Annotated in this window: 22 protein-coding genes; all 22 read right to left on the bottom strand. The window is 35.9% G+C overall.

The features are described 5' to 3' along the window. Positions 1-248: 248 nt before the first annotated feature. Entirely contained in the window at positions 249-1,538 is a 1,290-nt protein-coding gene (aroA, locus tag B2C77_RS11165; protein WP_077703671.1) for a 3-phosphoshikimate 1-carboxyvinyltransferase, read from the bottom strand. A 24-nt stretch (positions 1,539-1,562) separates the two neighbouring features. Next, positions 1,563-2,663, bottom strand: a complete 1,101-nt coding sequence (locus tag B2C77_RS11160) for a prephenate dehydrogenase (protein WP_077703670.1) — start codon at positions 2,661-2,663, stop codon at positions 1,563-1,565. A 12-nt stretch (positions 2,664-2,675) separates the two neighbouring features. Beyond that, positions 2,676-3,767: a histidinol-phosphate transaminase gene (gene hisC, locus B2C77_RS11155; RefSeq protein ID WP_077703669.1), complete on the bottom strand. Its 1,092-nt coding sequence runs from the start codon at positions 3,765-3,767 to the stop codon at positions 2,676-2,678. A gap of 2 nt (positions 3,768-3,769) precedes the next feature. Beyond that, a complete protein-coding gene (gene aroH, locus B2C77_RS11150; protein WP_073004162.1) occupies positions 3,770-4,150 on the bottom strand; it encodes a chorismate mutase in 381 nt (126 codons plus the stop codon). Further along, positions 4,147-5,220, bottom strand: a complete 1,074-nt coding sequence (gene aroB / locus B2C77_RS11145; RefSeq protein WP_077703668.1) for a 3-dehydroquinate synthase — start codon at positions 5,218-5,220, stop codon at positions 4,147-4,149. Before aroB ends, aroH begins: the two co-directional genes overlap by 4 nt. After that, positions 5,221-6,390, bottom strand: coding sequence for a chorismate synthase (gene aroC, locus B2C77_RS11140; protein ID WP_077703667.1), 1,170 nt, complete (start codon positions 6,388-6,390; stop codon positions 5,221-5,223). A gap of 323 nt (positions 6,391-6,713) precedes the next feature. Next, a complete protein-coding gene (locus tag B2C77_RS11135) occupies positions 6,714-7,487 on the bottom strand; it encodes a CheR family methyltransferase (RefSeq protein WP_101933904.1) in 774 nt (257 codons plus the stop codon). 139 nt (positions 7,488-7,626) lie between these two features. Continuing rightward, a complete protein-coding gene (ndk, locus tag B2C77_RS11130) occupies positions 7,627-8,073 on the bottom strand; it encodes a nucleoside-diphosphate kinase (RefSeq protein ID WP_077703666.1) in 447 nt (148 codons plus the stop codon). 73 nt (positions 8,074-8,146) lie between these two features. Further along, positions 8,147-9,118, bottom strand: coding sequence for a heptaprenyl diphosphate synthase component II (gene hepT, locus B2C77_RS11125; RefSeq protein WP_077703665.1), 972 nt, complete (start codon positions 9,116-9,118; stop codon positions 8,147-8,149). Between the two features lie 26 nt (positions 9,119-9,144). After that, on the bottom strand, positions 9,145-9,861 hold the full coding sequence (locus tag B2C77_RS11120) for a demethylmenaquinone methyltransferase (RefSeq protein ID WP_077703664.1): 717 nt from the start codon (positions 9,859-9,861) through the stop codon (positions 9,145-9,147). A 3-nt stretch (positions 9,862-9,864) separates the two neighbouring features. After that, positions 9,865-10,641, bottom strand: a complete 777-nt coding sequence (locus tag B2C77_RS11115) for a heptaprenyl diphosphate synthase component 1 (RefSeq protein ID WP_077703663.1) — start codon at positions 10,639-10,641, stop codon at positions 9,865-9,867. Positions 10,642-10,887: 246 nt separating this feature from the next. After that, a complete protein-coding gene (mtrB, locus tag B2C77_RS11110; RefSeq protein ID WP_077703662.1) occupies positions 10,888-11,112 on the bottom strand; it encodes a trp RNA-binding attenuation protein MtrB in 225 nt (74 codons plus the stop codon). Between the two features lie 189 nt (positions 11,113-11,301). Next, the gene (locus B2C77_RS11105; protein WP_077703661.1) at positions 11,302-11,574 is read right to left on the bottom strand and encodes an HU family DNA-binding protein; all 273 of its coding nucleotides are present in this window, start codon (positions 11,572-11,574) and stop codon (positions 11,302-11,304) included. A gap of 591 nt (positions 11,575-12,165) precedes the next feature. Continuing rightward, entirely contained in the window at positions 12,166-13,644 is a 1,479-nt protein-coding gene (gene spoIVA / locus B2C77_RS11100; protein ID WP_073004177.1) for a stage IV sporulation protein A, read from the bottom strand. 304 nt (positions 13,645-13,948) lie between these two features. After that, entirely contained in the window at positions 13,949-14,677 is a 729-nt protein-coding gene (locus tag B2C77_RS11095) for a YphF family lipoprotein (protein ID WP_077703660.1), read from the bottom strand. Between the two features lie 17 nt (positions 14,678-14,694). After that, on the bottom strand, positions 14,695-14,892 hold the full coding sequence (locus tag B2C77_RS11090; protein ID WP_077703659.1) for a DUF2768 domain-containing protein: 198 nt from the start codon (positions 14,890-14,892) through the stop codon (positions 14,695-14,697). A gap of 231 nt (positions 14,893-15,123) precedes the next feature. Then, positions 15,124-15,384 (bottom strand): stage VI sporulation protein F, encoded by a 261-nt coding sequence (locus tag B2C77_RS11085; protein WP_073004182.1) that lies wholly within the window; start codon positions 15,382-15,384, stop codon positions 15,124-15,126. Between the two features lie 61 nt (positions 15,385-15,445). After that, positions 15,446-16,483, bottom strand: coding sequence for an NAD(P)H-dependent glycerol-3-phosphate dehydrogenase (locus B2C77_RS11080; protein ID WP_077703658.1), 1,038 nt, complete (start codon positions 16,481-16,483; stop codon positions 15,446-15,448). Positions 16,484-16,496: 13 nt separating this feature from the next. Beyond that, a complete protein-coding gene (gene der, locus B2C77_RS11075) occupies positions 16,497-17,807 on the bottom strand; it encodes a ribosome biogenesis GTPase Der (protein WP_077703657.1) in 1,311 nt (436 codons plus the stop codon). Positions 17,808-18,221: 414 nt separating this feature from the next. Next, a complete protein-coding gene (locus tag B2C77_RS11070) occupies positions 18,222-18,407 on the bottom strand; it encodes a capping complex subunit for YIEGIA (RefSeq protein ID WP_073004188.1) in 186 nt (61 codons plus the stop codon). A gap of 92 nt (positions 18,408-18,499) precedes the next feature. Then, complete coding sequence (locus tag B2C77_RS11065; protein WP_077703656.1) at positions 18,500-19,384, bottom strand: YIEGIA family protein; 885 nt, start codon at positions 19,382-19,384, stop codon at positions 18,500-18,502. A 384-nt stretch (positions 19,385-19,768) separates the two neighbouring features. Further along, positions 19,769-20,905 (bottom strand): 30S ribosomal protein S1, encoded by a 1,137-nt coding sequence (gene rpsA / locus B2C77_RS11060; protein WP_077703655.1) that lies wholly within the window; start codon positions 20,903-20,905, stop codon positions 19,769-19,771. Between the last annotated feature and the right edge of the window lie 72 nt (positions 20,906-20,977).

Below are 20,977 nucleotides of genomic sequence, written 5' to 3'. Positions count from 1 at the left end.
TTTCCTCATTATCATTCCAATATTCGCCAGATGAGCTTGATAAACATCCAAATAGCAGCAAGCCGAACCATTAAATTATAAAATAGTTCGGCTTGTTTGTACTATAGACATGTTTATCTTGTAAAAAACTTCCATGGGGCATCTTGGGATAAAGACTACATAATTTGGCTTCGCAGCGTAAATAATGGGCTTTTATTGTTCGTTAGCTTGATCGCTGATGTAGTTTTGTCATGACCTCTTTTTAGAAATTATTCGCTCACTGATTTTAAATCTGCATAAAAAGTTGGGTAAGATGTTGCAATTGGAGTTATGTCATTAATTACGACTTCACTTGTGGTGATCAAAGATGCAATAGATGCCATCATAGCCATTCGGTGATCATGATAGGATTCAATTCTATTGCCGTGCAGTTTCGATCGTCCATGAATTAGTAGCCCATCCTCTTTTTCTTCGACTTTTGCCCCTAAATTAGTAAGTGTTTCTGTCACAGCGTGAATGCGATCCGTTTCTTTGACACGAAGTTCTGCAGCATCCTTAATTACTGTCGTTCCTTCAGCTTGAGTAGCTAATAAAGCGATGATCGGTATCTCATCTATGAGTCTTGGAATCATATCTCCTTCAATAATTGTTGCTGTTAACTCCTTGTAACGAATATGAATGTCACCAATACGTTCACCACCTTTTGTTTCTTCCCTCTCAATGGTTATGTCAGCTCCCATTGCTTGTAAAACGTCAATGATTCCTGTACGCGTTTCATTCAACCCAACATGTAATAGTTTTAATTGACTACCTGGAACGATAGCAGCTGCAACGAGAAAGAACGCTGCAGATGAAATATCACCGGGAACGTAAATATCTGTAGCTGTTAATGTTTGTTGTCCACGAACGGAAATATCTAAACCGTTATTTAACAATTCCACACCAAAAGCTTGTAACATTGATTCTGTATGATTTCTTGTAGGTGATATTTCAGTAACAGTAGTAGTTCCGTTTGCAAATAAACCAGCTAAAAGAACAGCTGATTTAACTTGCGCGCTTTTTACAGGTAAATGATAATGAATGGCTTGCAATGTTTTCCCTTCTACAGCTAAAGGGAGATAGTTTCCTTGTGAGCACCCTGTAATGCTTGCTCCCATTAGACGAAGTGGTTCAACAACGCGATTCATAGGGCGTTTTGTTAACGAACGATCTCCATAAAAAGTAGTAAAAAGAGGTAAGCCTGCTAAGATACCTAGTATTAGTCTTGCCGTCGTACCAGAATTACCTAAATAAAGAGGCTCAACTGGCTCAGTAAATGATTGTGGACCTTCTCCGTAAATAGTTAAACTGGATTCTTTCTGTTCAATAGAAACACCCATAGACCGAAAAATATTTACTGTACGCAAACAATCTTCACTGTTTAAAAAATGTTCCACAATTGTAGTCCCATGAGCTAGTGAGCCAAACATAATGGATCGGTGTGAGATCGATTTATCACCTGGTACTTCTATCTCCCCTTGTAAAGGGTTGCCTATCGGTTGTAATATTCGTTCTTTCAACTTTCTATCATCCTTTATCAAACATTATTTTTCGATCATCGTTTCATAACCCGATTCATTTAGGGTGTGTGCACTTATTTTTTGGAGTTTTTCAGTTGCAAAACTTAACCTAAGAGCTCCCATTATCCCTTCCCTAATTTCTAATATTTGAATATTATTTATGCTAATGTTATTATCTGCCAACAGTTTTGTTACATGGGCTAAAGCCCCTGTTTGATCTTGAATATCTACATACAAATCGTAATATGAAGGAATGGCTCCTTTATCTTTCGTACCTAAACCATCACGGTACCGTTTAGCTGTTTCTAAATACGTAATCATCTCTTGCTTATTATTTTCTTCAACTAAATTTTTTACATGTTTCATTTCTGTAATCCATTCTTCTAAAAACAGCGACATTTTCTTTCGATTATGATAAAAGATATCCTGCCAAAGTGTAGGGTTGCTAGATGCAATTCTTGTAATATCGCGAAATCCACCTGCAGCAAGGTTAGGTAAATAAGCGTGCGTCTGTTCCCAATGCTTTGCCTGGTGAACGAGTGAAGATGCAATTAAATGCGGGAAATGAGAAATCACACCAGTCATTTCATCGTGTTCCTTCGCATCTAGTATGAGAAATTTGCTACGTGTCGGTTCAAGAAGCCTTTTTAATGATTGAACATCACACTCTTTACTACGCGTCGTGGGAGTCAATACATAAATTGCGTTTTCAAATAGATGCGCTTTTGCAGCCTGCACCCCTTTTTTATGGGAACCTGCCATTGGGTGTCCACCAACAAAAGATATGTCCATATTTTGTAACTGATTAGCCGCTGTTATCATGGATTGTTTCACGGAAGAAACATCAGAAACGATTAACTTTTGGGATAATTGTATTTCATCTAAAGCTGCTAGTAATTCAATTGACTTAGATATTGGGGCTGCCAAAATAAGATAGTCAACTTGACATACTGTGGTTGTAAAGTCTGTTTTTGCTTCGTCAATGATACCATGGGTCTTGGCGTATTGTAATGTCTCTAAGTCAATATCATAACCAATTACATAATTATCAGCTATTGTTTTTAATGCTTTTGCTATCGACGCGCCGATAAGACCAAGACCTGCTATAGCTATTTTTCGCTTCACATATACATCTCCTTAGCTGTTTTGGTGCTGATAGAGTGAAAGTAATTCCTGCATGCGATACATATCATCCTGTAACCCTAACGTAAATCGAAAAGTATTTGGTATTCCCAACAGCTCACCAGGGCGAACGATAAACCCATGTTGGATTAAATAATCAAACACTTTTGTTCCACTAGTAGGTGTAGAAACAAGCATGAAATTTGTTTCAGAAGGGTAATAATGCCAGCCTATCCTATCCAAGAATGCTTGGAAATCGAGCTTTACTTTTAAGTTTTGCTGCCTTGTTTCTTCAATAAAAGCTTCATCAGCAAGTGCAATTTGTGCGATTTGCTGAGCGATGGAAGTTGTATTGAAAGGTCCACGTACAACGTTTAATTGATTAATGATCTGCTTATTTGCAACCCCATACCCAATACGCAATCCCGCAAGTCCGTATGCCTTTGAAAAAGTTCGTAAAATTATAAGATTGTTGTATTTTTGAATCTGTTCCATTGCATGAAGGTCTTTCGTTTCGTCTAAATACTCATAATATGCCTCATCTAATACGACTAAAACATGTTGTGGACACGTATCCATAAAAGCAATAAAATCCTGCTTGGTTATTGGAGTACCAGTTGGATTATTAGGAGAACAAAGCCAGATAACATTTGTATCTTGATCGATAGCTTCAAGCATACCATTTAAATCATGGTGGCCTTCTATAGTTGGTATCTCCTTTATTTTTGCTCCTTCAATTATTGCGTTATGCTTATATTGAGGGAAAGTTGGTGTAGCCATCACTGTGTTAACTCCTTGAAATAAATAAGCTCGGCAAATCATTTGAACAATTTCTTCAGAGCCACTCCCAAAAATTATTTCTGACTCACTTACTTTTAATTTATAAGCTAAATCTTTGCGGAGTTGTGCTGTATGGCCATCTGGATAAATATCAAACGCAGGCTCATAAGAAGCTAAAAACTGTCTAACTGTATCTGCATAACCATATGGATTTTCATTTGAAGATAATTTCACAATTCTATCTATTTGGTATTGCCTCTTAATATCTTGAATTTGCTTTCCTTGTTGATATGGTGCAATCTGCTTTAACGAAGATTTTGCTTTCATTTTTATTTATCCTCCTTATTCCATTTTGCTAAATCAGGGCGCAAATGAATAGCTTCATTTTGAAAGACATGGTGAATATTTGATTGTTCTAGTTCTGTATTTACAACCATCATTACACGTATACAAAGCTCTAAACTATTCGGCACATCTATTTCTGTCATACACATTACTGGAACATATGTCCAACCCGATAACTCACGCAAACCTTTAGCTGGAAAGGTTGCAGTAATGTCTTTTGTTACAGATATAAAAACATGAGAAACATCTTCTGGTAATACATTATTTTTCTTGATCATTTCCTCAATTAAGTTTTTTGTATTATTTATAATTACATCGGCTGCATTAACAGCTACCGTCGTTGCACCCCGTATGCCTCTAGTCACTTATTCACCAACTTTCTTTTAAAAGAAGATAAGTAGGAAAGCATATCTTCATCCGTCATCTGCTTTATAATTGGTTTACCAACTTGTTCTAGCAACACCATTTGAATACGATGTTGTTTATTTTTTTTATCGTTTTTCATTTTAGCTAATATAGTTTGTTGATCTCCAGTTAGGGAATGAAGCGGGTAGTGGTTTGTTTCTAACCATTGCTTTAGTTGTAAAAAAGGCAATGTCGTATCAAAAACTGATTCGCTAACATGTAGTGCAAATAGCAAACCTATAGCAACCGCCTCACCATGTGCAATAGATCCATATCCTAAATGAGCTTCCAAAGCATGACCCAACGTATGGCCAAGGTTCAAATACTTTCGCATTCCATTTTCTTTTTCATCTTGTTCTACTACTTGTGCTTTAATTTGAATCCCTGAACAAATATGCTCTTGTGTTATAGATGGTGGTAAATTTTGTAAATTTGTAGTTAAAATGGATCGATATATAGCTTCATCAGAAATGAGTGCTTCTTTTACTAATTCTGCGTATCCAGAGCGGATTTCCCGATCATTTAACGTAATTAGCGTCTCAATATCATAAAAAACTCCTTGCGGTGCATAAAAGCTACCAATCAAGTTTTTCCCCAACGGATGGTTAATAGCTACTTTTCCACCAACACTACTATCATGCGCTAATATTGTTGTCGGCATTTGGATATAGTCAATGCCACGCATATAAGTAGCTGCTACAAAACCTGCTAAATCACCAATAACCCCTCCACCTAAAGCAATTAACAAAGAATGACGGTCTAATCCATACTCAATTGCTTCTGTCATTAATTGATTATAGTAATCTATACTTTTCGTCTGTTCTCCAGCAGGTAATATTGTGTGGTGGACATGAAAATCTGAGAGTGTTTCTAATACGTCTCCCAAATATAATTTAGCTACATTCTCATCTGTTATCACCCAAATAGATGAATAACTATTAGTGAAGTAATCCGTAATTTGATTTCGGATGCCTTCTCCAATAACGATAGAATAAGCGTGTGTACTTGCTTGAATGTTTAGTTCTTCCATTTAAAAACACCTGATTTCTTCACGATATGCTTCAATCGCTTCTTTTAACTTTGCAAATTGATCATTTGTAAATTGCTCTGTTAAAGCTTTTGCTAGCTCGAATGCAACAACATGCTCCATAACAACTGAAGCGGCAGGAACTGCACAAGCATCAGATCTTTCAACCGTCGCTTTAAACGGTTCTTTTGTATCGATATCTACGCTCGTAAGTGGTCGTTTCATTAATGTAGGTATAGGTTTCATTACTCCTTTAACCACGATCGGCATTCCTGTTGTCATACCACCTTCAAACCCCCCAAGGCGATTCGTAGTTCGGTAATACCCCTTCTCTTCATTCCAAGCAATCTCATCATGGACTTGACTACCATTCCGTTTTGCCGCTTCAAAACCAATTCCAAATTCGACCCCTTTAAAAGCATTTATGCTTACTACACTTCCAGCTATTCTACTATCCAATTTGCGATCATAATGGACGTAAGAACCAACACCTGCTGGCATTCCTTCCACATAAACTTCACAAACTCCTCCGATTGAGTCTCCAACTTGTTTTGCATCGTCAATTGCCTGTATCATAGGCCCTTCCACTTGTTTATCCAAAACGCGAACGGGTGACCCATCAGCTATTTGCTGTCTTCCTCGTACAGAAAGTTGTTCTTGGTCTTCTGCAACAATACCTGCAATTTCCTTCACATAACCAACGATTTCAATACCCAAATGCTTAAGCAACGTTTTTGCGATAGCCCCTGCAGCTACTCGTGCGGCTGTTTCTCGGGCTGATGAACGTTCTAATATATTCCTTATGTCTCGATGTCCATACTTAAGAGCACCATTAAGATCGGCATGCCCAGGTCTTGGCCTTGTTATAGTTCTACGAATTTTTTGATCTGTTTCTATTGGATCTGCGCCCATAATGTCTTCCCAATGTTTGAAGTCATCATTATGTACAACTAAAGAAATAGGTGATCCTAATGTTTTACCATGCCTCACACCACTCGTAATGTCTACAAGGTCTTTTTCAATTTGCATTCGCTTTCCCCGCCCGTGTCCTTTTTGTCTACGAGAAAGGGACTGATTAATATCTTCTGTTAATAATGGCATTTGGGCAGGAACTCCTTCAACAATCGTAGTTAATTGTTTCCCATGTGATTCCCCTGCTGTTAAATAGCGCACGTTACATTCTCCTTTTATAGAATTTTTCTAATTACTATACCATACCTTACCATGTTTGTGATAATAAAAACTGAAAAAAACAAAGAATTAGTTAAATGAAGCGCTACCATTATTTTAAAGAATCACGATCATTTTTTTAACCTTAACCATGTATTAGAAACTTACCTTATACTTACTTATACTATATGCCACCATTATATACTTTTTGAAAGTAAAAAAGCTCGTAGTGGACCTAGATCTCTACAAGCTATGTATGGTTATTCTATTGATTTAAAATGGGGTTCGTACTTGTAAATTTCTCGTTCTTTAAATTTCATAAAACATCATTCCATTTTTTGATAAAAGAATGTGTCTAATAAACGTAATTGATATTTTTCTGGGTGAAATATTTGTTCCGTGCTACCGACAAATAAAACACCATTTGTATTTAAGGATTCACTAAAACGTTGATAAACGCTTTCTTTTGCTTCATCAGTAAAATAGATGAGAACATTTCGACATATGATTAAGTCAACATTATTTGGATATGTATCAGCTAGTAAATTATGCTTGCGAAACGTAACTTGCTCTTTTATATTAGGAGATAGATGATATAGTCCATGTTGATTCGTGAAATACTTTTGAATAGATTTTGCTGGTAATTCTTTTAAAGCCTGTTTTTGATAAATGCCTTGCTTGGCCTTGCTTAAAGCAGCTTCATCTATATCTGTTGCCATAATTCGATAGGAAGCTCTAGGAAAATGCTCTGATAGCATAATGGCAAGACTGTACGGCTCTTCTCCTGTAGAGCATGCTGCACTCCAAATTGTAAACGAAGGTTTTTTCACCAATGCTGGCATAACTTTAGTTTGTAAAACTTCCCAACGTTTGGGATTACGATAAAATTCAGATACATTTATTGTTAATCGATCCACAAATTCGTTTAGTAATGCTTGATCTTTATCTAGTGCACGATAATAACTATAAAAGTCTTTATATCCCCGTTTATTTCTAAGAGATGTGAGTCTTCGTTTCATTTGTGTTTCTTTATAAAGTTGTAAATCAATGCCTAATTTTATTTTTATTTTATCTATAAACTGATTATAATCCTTTTCCAATAATTTCTCCCTCTTTCAATGATCACCGGTCTACCTTCAGTCTATGGTGATAAAGCCGTCGTTTTGCTTATACTTTTCTGTCGTATAAATTACCGCGAGGCACAATATCATCCTCGCGGCAACTTTAAGCCTTGCTATGTTAGTAGATCCAAATTGCATCTTGCTTGGAATAATCAATGAGTTCTTCATCTTTGAAGAATAAAGAAAGCTCTCGTTTAGCACTTTCAACAGAATCAGAGCCGTGTATAATATTCTTCCCAACAGTCATACCATAGTCTCCACGGATTGTTCCAGGCAATGCTTCTATAGGATTAGTTTTACCCATCATTTCTCTTGCGGTTGCGATTACATTTTCTCCTTCCCAAGCCATAGCAAAAGCTGGACCAGATGTAATGAAATCAACCAGTTCTCCAAAAAAAGGACGTTCTTTATGCTCTGCATAATGCTGCTCAGCTAATTGCGCTGAAATAGTCATCAACTTTGCACCAACTAGTTTGAAACCTTTCGCTTCAAATCGTCTTATAATATCGCCAATTAAATTACGTTGAACACCATCCGGTTTCACCATCAAAAAAGTCTTTTCCATGTCACAAAACCCCTCACCTTATGTAATTTGTCTCACCGATAAAATTCTATCAAAACTATGTAAAAAAGACAAATTAAGTACGACGCTTGCCAATATATTTTCCAATTTGAAGTAAAGTTTGTTTTGCACGACTATCAGAAAAGCCTTCTAATTGTCGCAGTGCTTTTTCTAAATACCGATTGCTAATTTGATAAGAGTCGTCAATAGCGTTTGTACTTTTTATATCTTCAACAATTTCTTTCATATGCTTCTCACGAATTTCAGAAGGAGCTTGTAATCCTTGAATGACTTTATCTTTTAAAGCAGGTTTTCTCATCGCTAAAAATACAGGCAATGTTAAGTTTCCTTGTAATAAATCATTTCCTGCAGGTTTTCCTAGCTCCTTTTCAGAACCTGTAAAATCCAAAATATCATCGATGATTTGATAGGACATACCGATATTGTATCCATAAAGATATAATTTATGGGCTTCCATTTCTGGTAACCCAGAAGCAATGGCACCTAGCTTACAACTCGTAGCTATTAGTAAAGCTGTTTTACGCTTAATTCGTCGCAAATAATTGCGTAATCCCTGACTCGAATCAAATTTATCTTTAATTTGTTCAATTTCACCTTTACACACTTCAACAATCGTTTTAGAAAGTAGATGATGTATTTTCGCATCTTGCAAGAGTGTAATTTCTTCTAAAGCTCGTGCTAAAATATAGTCGCCTGCATACATGGCAACACGATTACCATACGTCTGTCTAATTGTTGGCATACCTCTTCTAATATCAGCATCATCAATTACATCATCGTGAACCAATGTAGCAGTATGAATAAGTTCTAATGACACAGCGACAATTTTAAGCCGTTCTAAGTCATAGGTACCCATTTGTCCTGATAGTAACACAAATACCGGACGGATCCGTTTTCCACCTGCTTGAAGTAACTGGGTAGAAGCTTTTCTTAAAACAGGGTGTTTAGCCTGTACAACTTCATTAATCGTTTGTTCAATTTCATTTAGGTCTTTTTTTAAATATCCATAAGCTTTAGCTAATTTCATTCATGTCACCTTTAATTTTCGCTTTATTAACTATTCGGTTCTTTCTCGCCCATATGCATGGCTGCAACCCCACCAGTATAGCTCTTCACTTGAATATTAGTAAATCCAGCTTCCATAAACATTTGTTTTAAACGGTTTTTATCAGGAAAATCTTTAGCAGACTCATTTAACCATGCATACTCTTGTTTGCTTTTGGCAATTAATTTCCCAAGCAATGGCATAATATATTGGAAATAAAAACGATATAATTGTCGATAAATGGGTATAGTAGGTTGTGATGTTTCTAAACAAACTACTTTCCCACCTGGTTTTACAACACGGTACATTTCTTTTAACACTGTCATATAATCTTGTACATTCCGTAAGCCAAAACCGATAGTTACATAATCAAAGCTATTATCTTGAAAAGGTAGTTGCATTGCATTACCTTGTATGAAATCTACATGTTCTAATTCTAATTTTCGCTGTTTCTGTTTCGCAATGGAAAGCATATTTTCACTAAAATCAAGACCTGTAACTTCACCTTTAGCTCCAATCTCTTCTGCCATTACCAACGCCCAATCTCCCGTTCCACAACATACATCTAATGCCCTTGAACCCATCTGTACGTTCATACGCTTCATAACATCTTTTCTCCATGTTTTATGGCGTTGGAATGAAATAATGGAATTCATCGAATCGTATTTTGAATATATTTTTTCAAAAACATGATGAACACGTTCTTCTTTAGATGGATATGTCATAGTTTAACCTTCTTCCCCCATAATAGATACGTAAGCTTTTTTTATAGAAGTAATTTCTGTTTCTAAGTAGTTTGATAAGCTAGAATAAATAGACGAGATCTTGCGCACTTCATCTTCTAGTTGTTGCAATAATGCTGTCAGCTGTTTGCTTAATTCACCTTTATCGAAAAAACTATTCACCCAAGAATGTACCTGCATCTTTCTTGCGTTAAAATGTTCAATATCATTTATCAGCTTAATAACCAAAAGCCATTTTTCCACAATCTTTCCCATCATAGAAATATTCAAAAATGAGGCCACTTGTACGAGTAAACGTGTATCAATAAGATTACGAATAAGCATATACTCCTGCAAAGAGTCTATTTCATTATAATAGAGTTTCATTTTATACTCGTTAATTTCTTTAATTGTGGAAGCGAGTAGCCGAATAAATCCAAAATCACTGATTTCGGCTAGCACTAAATAATAAAGACCACTATAATAATCTCCAGCAAGTACATGCAATTGTTTCTGTAACTTGACGTCTTCGTTTTCATTGGGTGAAGTTAAACTTGGAACTTTGTCATGTGTATCTAAAGCCATCTGTACAAGCATAGTTGTAACAATATATCTTTGTTTATGGGACTCAGGTAAGGAACTATGATTCATCATTTCCATTAATAAAAACAATTTCTCCTCATCGATAGTGGGCTTGTCAATATATTTTTCCAAATAGGAATGCTTTATTTTCTTCTCTATCTCTGTTTTTACATAGTGTATGTCCTTTGCTGACCTATTCAAAGAAAATCACCTGAACCCTTCATCCATTCTACTCGCTTTTGCTATTATAGCATATTTTAAGTCTAATCAATAATCAAACATTCTAGAAAAGCAGATGAGATACCCCATGAATGTAATATTACTTAGCATAGGGATAATTAATTTGCGAATGAGATGAATGTGAAGGGAATGGATGATGAAACTTAAGCTAATAGACAGAAGTAGTAAAGTAGAAAAACATCTGTCATTTGTTCACCCATTCTAATTTTACTCATTCTCAATCTCACCGTGACTTGTTTGAACTAAAGCTTTACCTCTTACTTTAACCGCTGAGGTATGCTCTGTAAACTGGGCGATCATAATTTCTCCTTGATCAAGTTTTTCTGAATGATGGAAACGCGTATCATTTCCTCTGGTTAATCCAATTACTTGTACACCATCTTCCAGTGCTTTGATAACAAAAAAATCGGATGAAACACCTGACTTATCCATTTCTTCAACCTTTCCTTTCTAAGAATAAATATTTTAAAACAATGTGTAGATTGTTATGCTATAAGCAAGTATGTGGTTTAAGGTTTATAGTATAAGAAAAATTACAGCTTCCGCCATAATGATTTATATTTTCTTATAGTGTAAAAAAGGATACGCAAATCGCGTATCCTTAGGCCCTATGTAAAATAATTATTTTACACTATCTTTTAGGGCTTTACCTGGCTTGAATGCAGGAACTTTGCTTGCTGGAATTTCGATCTCTTCTCCTGTTTGAGGATTACGACCTTTACGAGCAGAGCGTTCACGTACTTCAAAGTTACCGAATCCAATTAATTGTACTTTTTCACCATTTTTAAGTGAATCCATGACAGATTCGAATACTGCATCTACTGCTTTCGTAGCATCTTTTTTAGAAAGATCGCTTTTTTCAGCTACAGCATTAATTAGGTCTGTTTTGTTCATGACATTCACCTCCTCCCATTTATCATCAATCGACATTGGAACAAATTAAACAACTATCTTCATTTGTTCACCTTTTTGCCAGTTTTTATACTTCATGCCACATAATAGTAATGTGACATGGCTTATATTAACCGAGTTTGCAACAAAATTCAACAGTTTCCACCTAATTTTTATTATTTTCTTCGGTTTTCATAAGTTTTCATGGATTATATGGTGCAATTTTACATTTAGCGCAGAAAGCTTATTAGAATCATGTTTAGCAATACTTCGGCTATATTAAAGTTATACGACACAATGAGCAAATATCCTGCCGTTTCCAATGAAGTTTTTTAATTAATTTATATAGTTGGCTAAAAACAACTAAAAAATATGGAAGCTTAGTTGCTTTTTTTCTTTTACTAAAGAGATTCTCAACACAAAAATGCTCGCTAATCGTACACGAGCATATAAAAACATATATCAATAATTTTTTAGCGATATAACGCCAAAGCTTAAGTCACTTTAGTTCGTTTTGTCAAAAATCATGATTGAACGTTGTTTTACATATCTTGTCCATCATTCCTCAAAAATAAAAGCAGCTACATACAGCTGCTATAATATAATAGCTATTAGACCACCGGAACCTTCGTTTATGATTCGTTCTAGTGTATCCTTTAATTTGTAACGTGCGTTTTCAGGCATAAGTGCAATTTTTGCTTGTATACCTTCTCTTACTATTGAGCTTAGGGAACGTCCAAAGATATCTGACTCCCATATGGATAGTGGATCCTCTTCAAAGTCTTGCATTAAATAACGCACTAGCTCTTCACTCTGCTTTTCCGTTCCTATAATTGGTGAAAATTCGGATTCAACTTCCACTTTGATCATGTGAATGGAAGGAGCGACAGCTTTTAAGCGAACACCGAACCGAGAGCCTTGACGAATAATTTCAGGCTCATCCAAAATCATATCCTCTAAAGCCGGAGCTGCAATTCCATAGCCTGTTTGCTTGACCATTTGTAACGCGCCAGATACTTGATCATATTCTCTTTTCGCATGAGCAAAATCTTGCATGAGCTGTAATAAATGATCTTTGCCTCTAATTTCTTCACCTACAATTTCTTTTAATATTTCGTCATATAAATAGTCAGGTGCATGGAGGTCAATTTCCGCTATCCCTTCCCCCATTTCCATATCGGCTAATTTTGCTTGTTCAATATGTTCATAAACCGCAAATTCACCAACAATTTGATCCACATCACGCAAGCGTTTAATGTTTTTTACAGTCTCTTGAATGGCTTCTTGATATTCTCTTCTTAACCAGTGATTTTCTTTTAGCACCATTACCCAGCTTGGTAAATTCACATTAACTTCTAAAACTGGAAATTCGTATAATGCCTCACGCAAAACATTGGTAACATCATGTTCTGTCATAGATTCAATACTCATGGCTATAACAGGTATATCATATTTATCGACTAAATCTTGGCGTAACAACTCTGTTTCTTGACTGCTAGGTCGCTGGGAATTAAGCACCATGATAAAAGGCTTTCCTACTTCTTTTAATTCATCAACAACCCTCGCTTCGGCATCCACATATTCATGTCGATTAATTTCTCCAAACGAACCATCAGCAGTTACAATAACCCCAATTGTTGAATGCTCTTGAATTACTTTTCTTGTTCCAATTTCTGCTGCATCGTGAAAAGGTATTGCTTCTTCGTACCAAGGGGTGTGAATCATTCTTGGTCCATTTTCGTCTTCAAACCCTTTTGCTCCCTCAACGGCGTACCCAACGCAATCCACTAGACGAATGTTTACGTCTAAACCTTCATCGACATGAACGGAAACCGCTTGATTAGGTACAAATTTAGGCTCTGTAGTCATAATTGTTTTTCCGGCAGCACTTTGAGGCAATTCATCAAGTGCACGAGCTCTCTCGCTTTCCTCCTCCATGTTCGGCAGTACAACTTGTTCCATGAATTTTTTAATAAATGTTGATTTTCCTGTACGAACCGCTCCTACGATACCTAAGTAAATATCTCCATTTGTCCGTTTAGAAATATCATTAAAAATATCTACTCTTTCCAAAAGATCCCCTCCCGATCTCCGATTTCATTTTTACGCACAAACTATGAATAATTGACATTACAAGTCTATGATGTTGTCCTATCAAAATATGCCTTATTCATGTGTAAAAGTTTAGAAAAACTTGGCCATCGCATTCTAGCGATGGAACGGCGTGATGTCATATGTTCTTCAAATAGTAATAATCTTATGAACTGTATGTTTCACGTTATGCAACTATTCTGTAATAGCAATTTTTTATTAAAGTGGCTACGATCAAAAACCCTTGAAACAATATATTGTTTCAAGGGTTCGAATATGATACTTTTTATTTATTTTCTTGTAAAAATACAGGTTCCCCATTCTTTATAGTATAAGGGAGAGAGTACGCTGGAACAAAAGGAGTACTATTAGCTAACAGATAGCGAATATCATCCCCATTTTCGTACTTATGTTTTTCCGTTTTCAATGCTTGATTCAAATCAATTCGGTAGTCTACATAGAGTTCGCCTTCCGTATTCATCACAATTGGTAAGTTTTCTTTAGAATATGGACTTACAACAGTAGGCGGGTTTTCCAAACCAAGTTTTTCATAATCAATCGTATAAATCCCATCTGCTATTTCTTCTTTAAATGGTGGATACATATGTTCATCTCGATATATATCCAATTTTATATTTACACTACGTATTGCTTCAGATATGCGTAAATCAATTAGTTTTACCCGTGGTTTTTTTTCTGGTGTGATTAAAGCATATTGGTAAACACCACCATTTTCAAAAGCATTAGCAGGAATTTCCGTTAATACATTGGCTTCCTTTAATTTAGGAAAATCGACCAAATATTTTTGAAAAATAGGTGTTTCGTTGTCTTTTGTTCGAATTGGCACAAGACCGCCCTCTTGTTCTCGATATTGTTCTACTGCAGATTGGACTGCTTCTAATTGATCTTCATTGGGAACCTGATTTTTTGATAATTCATTATCGGGATATAAGCAGCCGCTTAACAGGATAGTAAATAATATAAAAATGGCTATTTTTCCATATGTAGTATACATGATCAACCCCCCTTATACTAAGCCGATGGGCCGCTAAATACAATATAAAAGATAATAAGACTTCCAAAAATTAATGATACGTATGCGAGTAACGACACTACTCCCGCTAACCACCCTTTAAGTTTATACCTTGCCAATAAAATAAGGCCGATTGCAACGAGCAAAAGAGCCATACCCGCAAATGATATATACATTTTCAGCATTGCTTGTGACACGATTTATCCACCCCTTGAATACAAATCTTCATTGCAACAAGTATTATAACATAAACCCCTGACATACGTGATAAAAGACTTATAAAACCATAATAAAATCCGGAATGAAGGGGGCTTTCTCCATCCCGGTATGACTAAATAATTATCCACAGCAACTCTATCCATGAATGCTTGTGCGATTTATTCTATGCGTAAATGAGGAGGATTGTATCCTCACTTGCCCAAGAACGTTTATTTTTTAAACATTTTATTTAGTGAATTCATATCCATGGGCATATCATTTTTTACAATAGACTGAACAATTTTGTCTTCTTTTTCTTTGGAGATAGGTTTATTCGCTAGTTTGCTTAATTGGCGAACAAGCTTACGTACGGTTCTTTCATCCGAAAAGTCTGCATGTTTCACAGAATCAGCCACTTTGTAAACATCATCTGGATTAATGCTTGATTTTTGTTGAATTTTGTCAAAAAGTCCTTTTTGAAAATTATTCACGAACTCGCCTCCCTGCTCTTAGTAAACTCAACCACAGTATATGCAGGTAGGGCTTTTCATGTTATTGCGAATACCTTTCCATCAATAATTGGGCGAGGTCGTCCATTTCTTGTCGTTTGTTTCGATTCATCAATTGGCCAACAACATCTTTTGGTGATTTATCTTCAAATAACAATTGAAAAATACCTTCTGTTATTGGCATTTCAACCTGCTGTTCTTTTGCAAATTGATAAGCTGCCTGAACAGTCCTTACACCTTCGACCACCATCCCCATTTGCTCAAGAACATCGTCTAATTTATGCCCTTTTCCTAATAAGTTTCCAGCACGCCAGTTTCTGCTATGCGCACTTGTGCAAGTAACAATTAAATCGCCAACTCCTGGTAAACCGAGAAAGCTTAAAGGGTTGGCTCCTAATGATGTGCCTAATCTAGCTATTTCAGCAAGTCCTCTTGTCATCAAAGCTGCTTTTGCATTATCACCATAACCTAGACCATCAGAAATTCCCGCCCCTAAGGCGATAATATTCTTTAGAGCGCCGCCGAACTCAATTCCTAATACATCCGGGCTAGTATAAACGCGAAATGATTCATTTATAAACAAATCTTGTGCAATTTTTGCATGTTTTGGTTCAATGGAAGAAACAGTTACCGTTGTTGGTTGTCGCAGAGCCACTTCTTCTGCATGACTTGGGCCGGAAAGAACAACTATTTCTTCTTCCGTAAACTTAGATAATTCTTCACTAATCATCTGTGAAACACGTTTTAAAGTAACAGGTTCAATCCCTTTTGAAGCATGGATAATTGTTGTATCTGGTTCCACTAGATGATCTAACTGCTTTGCGACCTCACGGATTGCCTTTGTAGGTACTACAAAAACAATCGCAACTGCATCTTGAATTGCTTGCTTCAAATCAGAATAAGCGATAACAGATGCTGGTATGTCTGTATCTAAATATTGCTCATTTCTTTTTGTTTTATTTATTTTTTTTGCTTGCTCAGGTCGATGTGTCCATAGGCGCACATCATGTCCATTATCAGCTAGTACGATACTTAAAGCTGTTCCCCAACTTCCAGCTCCTAATACAGCTACTCTTGCCATCTTATCTTCTCCTTTATTGTCTTTTTCTCGCAATTATTTTAATAGGTGTACCTACAAAGCCAAAAGCTTCTCTAATTCTATTTTCTACAAACCTGGCAAAAGAAAAATGAACAAGTTCTGGTTCATTCACAAAGATAACAAAACGTGGAGGTTTTACATTCACTTGTGTAGCATATAGTACCTTTAATCTTTTCCCTTTTACAGTTGGTGTCGGGTTCATAGCAAGGGCATCCATAACAACATCATTTAACACATTTGTTGGCACTCGCTTCGTATGATTTTCACTGGCCAATTGTATAGCAGGAAGTAATGTATGCAGGCGCTTTTTTGTTTTAGCCGATAAAAATACAATAGGCGCATAGTCTAAATATTGAAAATGAGCTCGCACTTGTTCTTCAAATTCTTTCATTGCTTTTTCATTACTTGTAATCGTATCCCATTTATTAACTACAATAACTACTGCCCTACCAGCTTCATGTGCATAACCTGCAATGCGTTTATCCTGTTCACGTATGCCTGTTTCTGCATCAATTAAAACTAACACAACATCCGAGCGATCAATCGCTTTTAATGCGCGTAACACGCTATACTTTTCTGTCGTTTCATAGACTTTCCCACGTTTTCTCATTCCAGCTGTATCAATAATAACATAATCTTGGTTATCTCTATGCAGTTTTGTATCGACGGCGTCTCTTGTTGTTCCTTCAATATCACTAACGATTACACGCTCTTCATTGAGTAGCGCGTTCACTAATGAAGATTTACCAACATTTGGACGTCCGATAACACTGAAATAAATTGTATCTTCATCTTTTTCACTCATATCCAATTCGGGGAAATGGCTTACCACTTCATCCAATAAATCTCCTAACCCTAATCCGTGGGACCCTGAGATTGGAAATGGTTCACCAAACCCTAGTGCATAGTATTCATAAATTGTTTCTCTCATTTCTGGATTATCGACTTTATTAACCCCTAAAACAACAGGCTTGTTTGATTTATATAGCAATTTTGCAACTTCTTCATCTGCAGCGGTAATACCTTCTCTGCCATTTACTAAAAAAATAATGACATCTGCTTCATCAATTGCTACTTCAGCCTGCTGGCGCATTTTCACTAAAAGTGGCTCGTCTCCAACTTCAATCCCTCCTGTATCAATAAGATTAAAACGGGTAGTAAGCCATTCCGCTTCAGCATAAATCCTATCCCTTGTCACCCCAGGAATATCTTCAACAATGGATATGCGCTCGCCAACTAATCTATTAAAAATAGTTGATTTTCCAACATTTGGTCTTCCTACTATTGCTACTGTTGCTTTCCTCATGAAAGGAACACCCTTTCTTTCACATCTTTTTTGCGTTTTTAATTTTTTATGTTTGTTTTAACTTTTTGGCAAACGGTTGATTTGTAGTTATAGTAAAACTTCATTCAATAGTCGCCTTTTCTTATTTCCTGCAAATTTTCCATAACCAAGGTGAAATTTAAAGGTCTTTGTACATATAAGGTTGAGGTATTTTCATCCCTTACTTTAAATTGTTGTAGAACAATTCTTCATTTTTCGAAATAGGACTGTTACAGCACCTTCTATGTAAGACTAATTCATAAACCAACGTTTATGTAATAAGTTTCTTACTCTAAGTCCTTGCCCTACAAATCGGTTGTATCTTTTTGCCAACTAGTTTGAACAATCTCTATCATAGCAAAAGTAAAGCATACGCACAATTATAATAATAGCCTATCAATGTTTTACGATAATAAATAACTCTTCACTTAATTCATGAGCAATCCCGTCCGTAATTGCTTCTAAATTAGCAGATATATCCTCTGCTTCTTTTCGAGTTTCACAGATGAAAATTGGTGCGCCACCTTCAACAATGGAAGAATTTGTTGTAATGACAGCTAATATAGCCTTTTCTATTTCCATTTATTCGTCTCCCTTTCGATGTACTTTTTGGAGTTAATAGTATAAGCAATAACGGTAGCGTTCTTTCGCCATAAAGAGTTGGGCGATAAGTGTCAAGTTTTTCTTGTAAAAGCGGATTCAGATGGCATGCGTATGGCGCTTTCCAGTATGGGGACAGATCCAATAACTTTTTTTGCTTTTTTAACATCTCTTATTTGTGGTAGTATAAATATTCCAATTCGTCCATCATCTAAATCCCGCTTAATTAACGGAGTCAGTGCTGGAGTTCCTGAATCTCTAAATACGCCTAAAGTTACGGAAACGTCGTGCAAGATGGCTTGTCGTTGTCCCAAATTCGCAATTGTAGTTATGGTATTAATATTATTAGGGGTGAGAACAAAGCCTAAACCGTATTTTAAAATTTCTTCCTGTCTTTCAGGTAAACCAATATTCATAATATAAATATTGTCCACATATAAACCAGCACCCTTGAAATGGAGTGGGTGATGATCTATTTGTACAATATTTTTCATTGTTTTACCGCTCATTAAAATCATTGAAACAGTAACAGAGCATATCGCTGCAAATAATGCTACATAAACATTAAATATAATAAATGTTAATGTAGTTATAAAGGAAGTAAAAATAACTAAGTAATTCCTACTTTCAAACGAAATAGCGATACCCTCAATATAAGTCTTTCCCCTTGGTACTAATTCAAAACTATCAACTTCCGTTAGTGTGTTTCTTTCCATATTTCTTACTTCCCTAAATTGCGTTGCAGCAACAGTCAAAAATGTAACCGCCGTAAATTCTAACTCCATAATGGCTGGAATGGCAACAGAGCCTAGTGAGGCAGCAATAAAACCTAAAGACACGTGAATCACTTTTCCATGTAAATAAGTAGGATATTGCCTATAATCGGTTCTTAACATTAAAATACGTGCTAAAGTTCCAATGATTACTCCAAATAAAATTGGCATCGTATACTCATTCATTAGCTTTCCTCCAGTAGTTTTCCCGTATATAAGCGATTAAGTTCTCTATATTTTCATCCCATGAGAGTGATCTCTAAAATCCGAATCGATCAATATTAAAACGATATACATGGTTAGTATGTCACAAATTTATTGTTTTACTATATAAACAGTACAGAGAAAAAAACTAATGAGGACTATAAAAACGGTCGGCAAAGCGCGTAGATTTTTAGGTGAGTACTTTATTTGGAGGAAAACTTTTTTTGCAGTAATTGGAAGTTAAAATTTATTCTAAGCAGGCGTAATGACATATTGACCAATTTAAGTAATCTCATTAAAAAGACGCTTCCATAGATAGAAAGCGTCTTTTTAACTAGTTTATATGTTACTACAGACATTTGTTATTTATTGTTTATATTTATCTAATTTATCACCAATAAAATCGCTTATATGAAAACCAGATTGGTCATCGTCTTTTTCATATTGACTATATTCTTTTTCTTCTTGTTCTTGTTCTAATTCTCTAATACTTAAAGAGATGCGTTCTTCTTTTTCATTAACATCAAGTACTTTTACTTTCACCGGTTGTCCAGGTTCAAGAACTTCCTGTGGTGTACCAATATGACGTGTGGCGATTTGTGAAATATGAACTAAACCTTCTACTCCTGGCTCAATTTCGACAAAAGCACCAAAGTTTACTAAACGTTTTACTGTTCCATCTAACACATCTCCTTGAGAAATACGTGTCCCAATTCCAGACCAAGGACCAGGTAAGGCATTTTTTCTCGATAGAGAGATTCTCTCACTATCTGGATCTACAGACAAAACTTCTACTTCTATGCTGTCACCTTCTTGTACAACATCAGAGGGATGTTTCACATGCTCATGAGCTAATTGTGAAATATGAACTAAACCGTCTACTCCACCAATATCCACAAAGACCCCAAAGTCAGTAATACGTTGTACGGTGCCTTGGATAACTTGTCCTGGTTCTAATGATTTAAGCAATGACTGTTTCTTTTCTTGTAATTTTTCTTCTTCAACAGCTTTATGAGATAGAATAACTCTATTTTGATCACGAACAAGATCAACTACTTTAACTGTAAGTGTTTTATCCTTATAATTATTAAAGTCTTCAACATAATATGTCTCTACTAAAGAAGCTGGGATAAACCCACGTAGTCCGACGTCAACAACTAAACCGCCATTGACAACTTCTTTTACTTGCGTCTCAAAAACTTCTCCACTTTCAAACTTCTCTTGAAGATCCTTCCAAGCTTTCTCAGCATCTACAGCTTTTTTGGATAAGATAACATCATCTTCTTCGACTTTCTTTACTTTTAATGTCAATGTGTCTCCTTCACTTACAACGTCACTAGCAGCTTCAATATGAAGATTGGAAAGTTCACCGATTGGTAAAATCCCTTCCGTTTTGTATCCGAAATCAACGAGTACTTGTTTATCTTCCACTTTTACTGCTGTTCCGGTTACTGTATCTCCTACAGCTACATTGATTTGTTCATTGTTTGCTTCTTCATTCATATCCATAGCCCTCCTAAAATCTTATGAAATCCCAAATAACTTTTATGTAATAAGCTACTTAAGCTTTCTACC

Origin of the sequence: Virgibacillus dokdonensis (assembly GCF_900166595.1) — a bacterium.
Lineage (GTDB): Bacteria > Bacillota > Bacilli > Bacillales > Amphibacillaceae > Virgibacillus > Virgibacillus dokdonensis.
The sequence above is the reverse complement of the archived record's forward strand: the minus strand, read 5'-3'. Positions and strand labels throughout refer to the sequence as shown.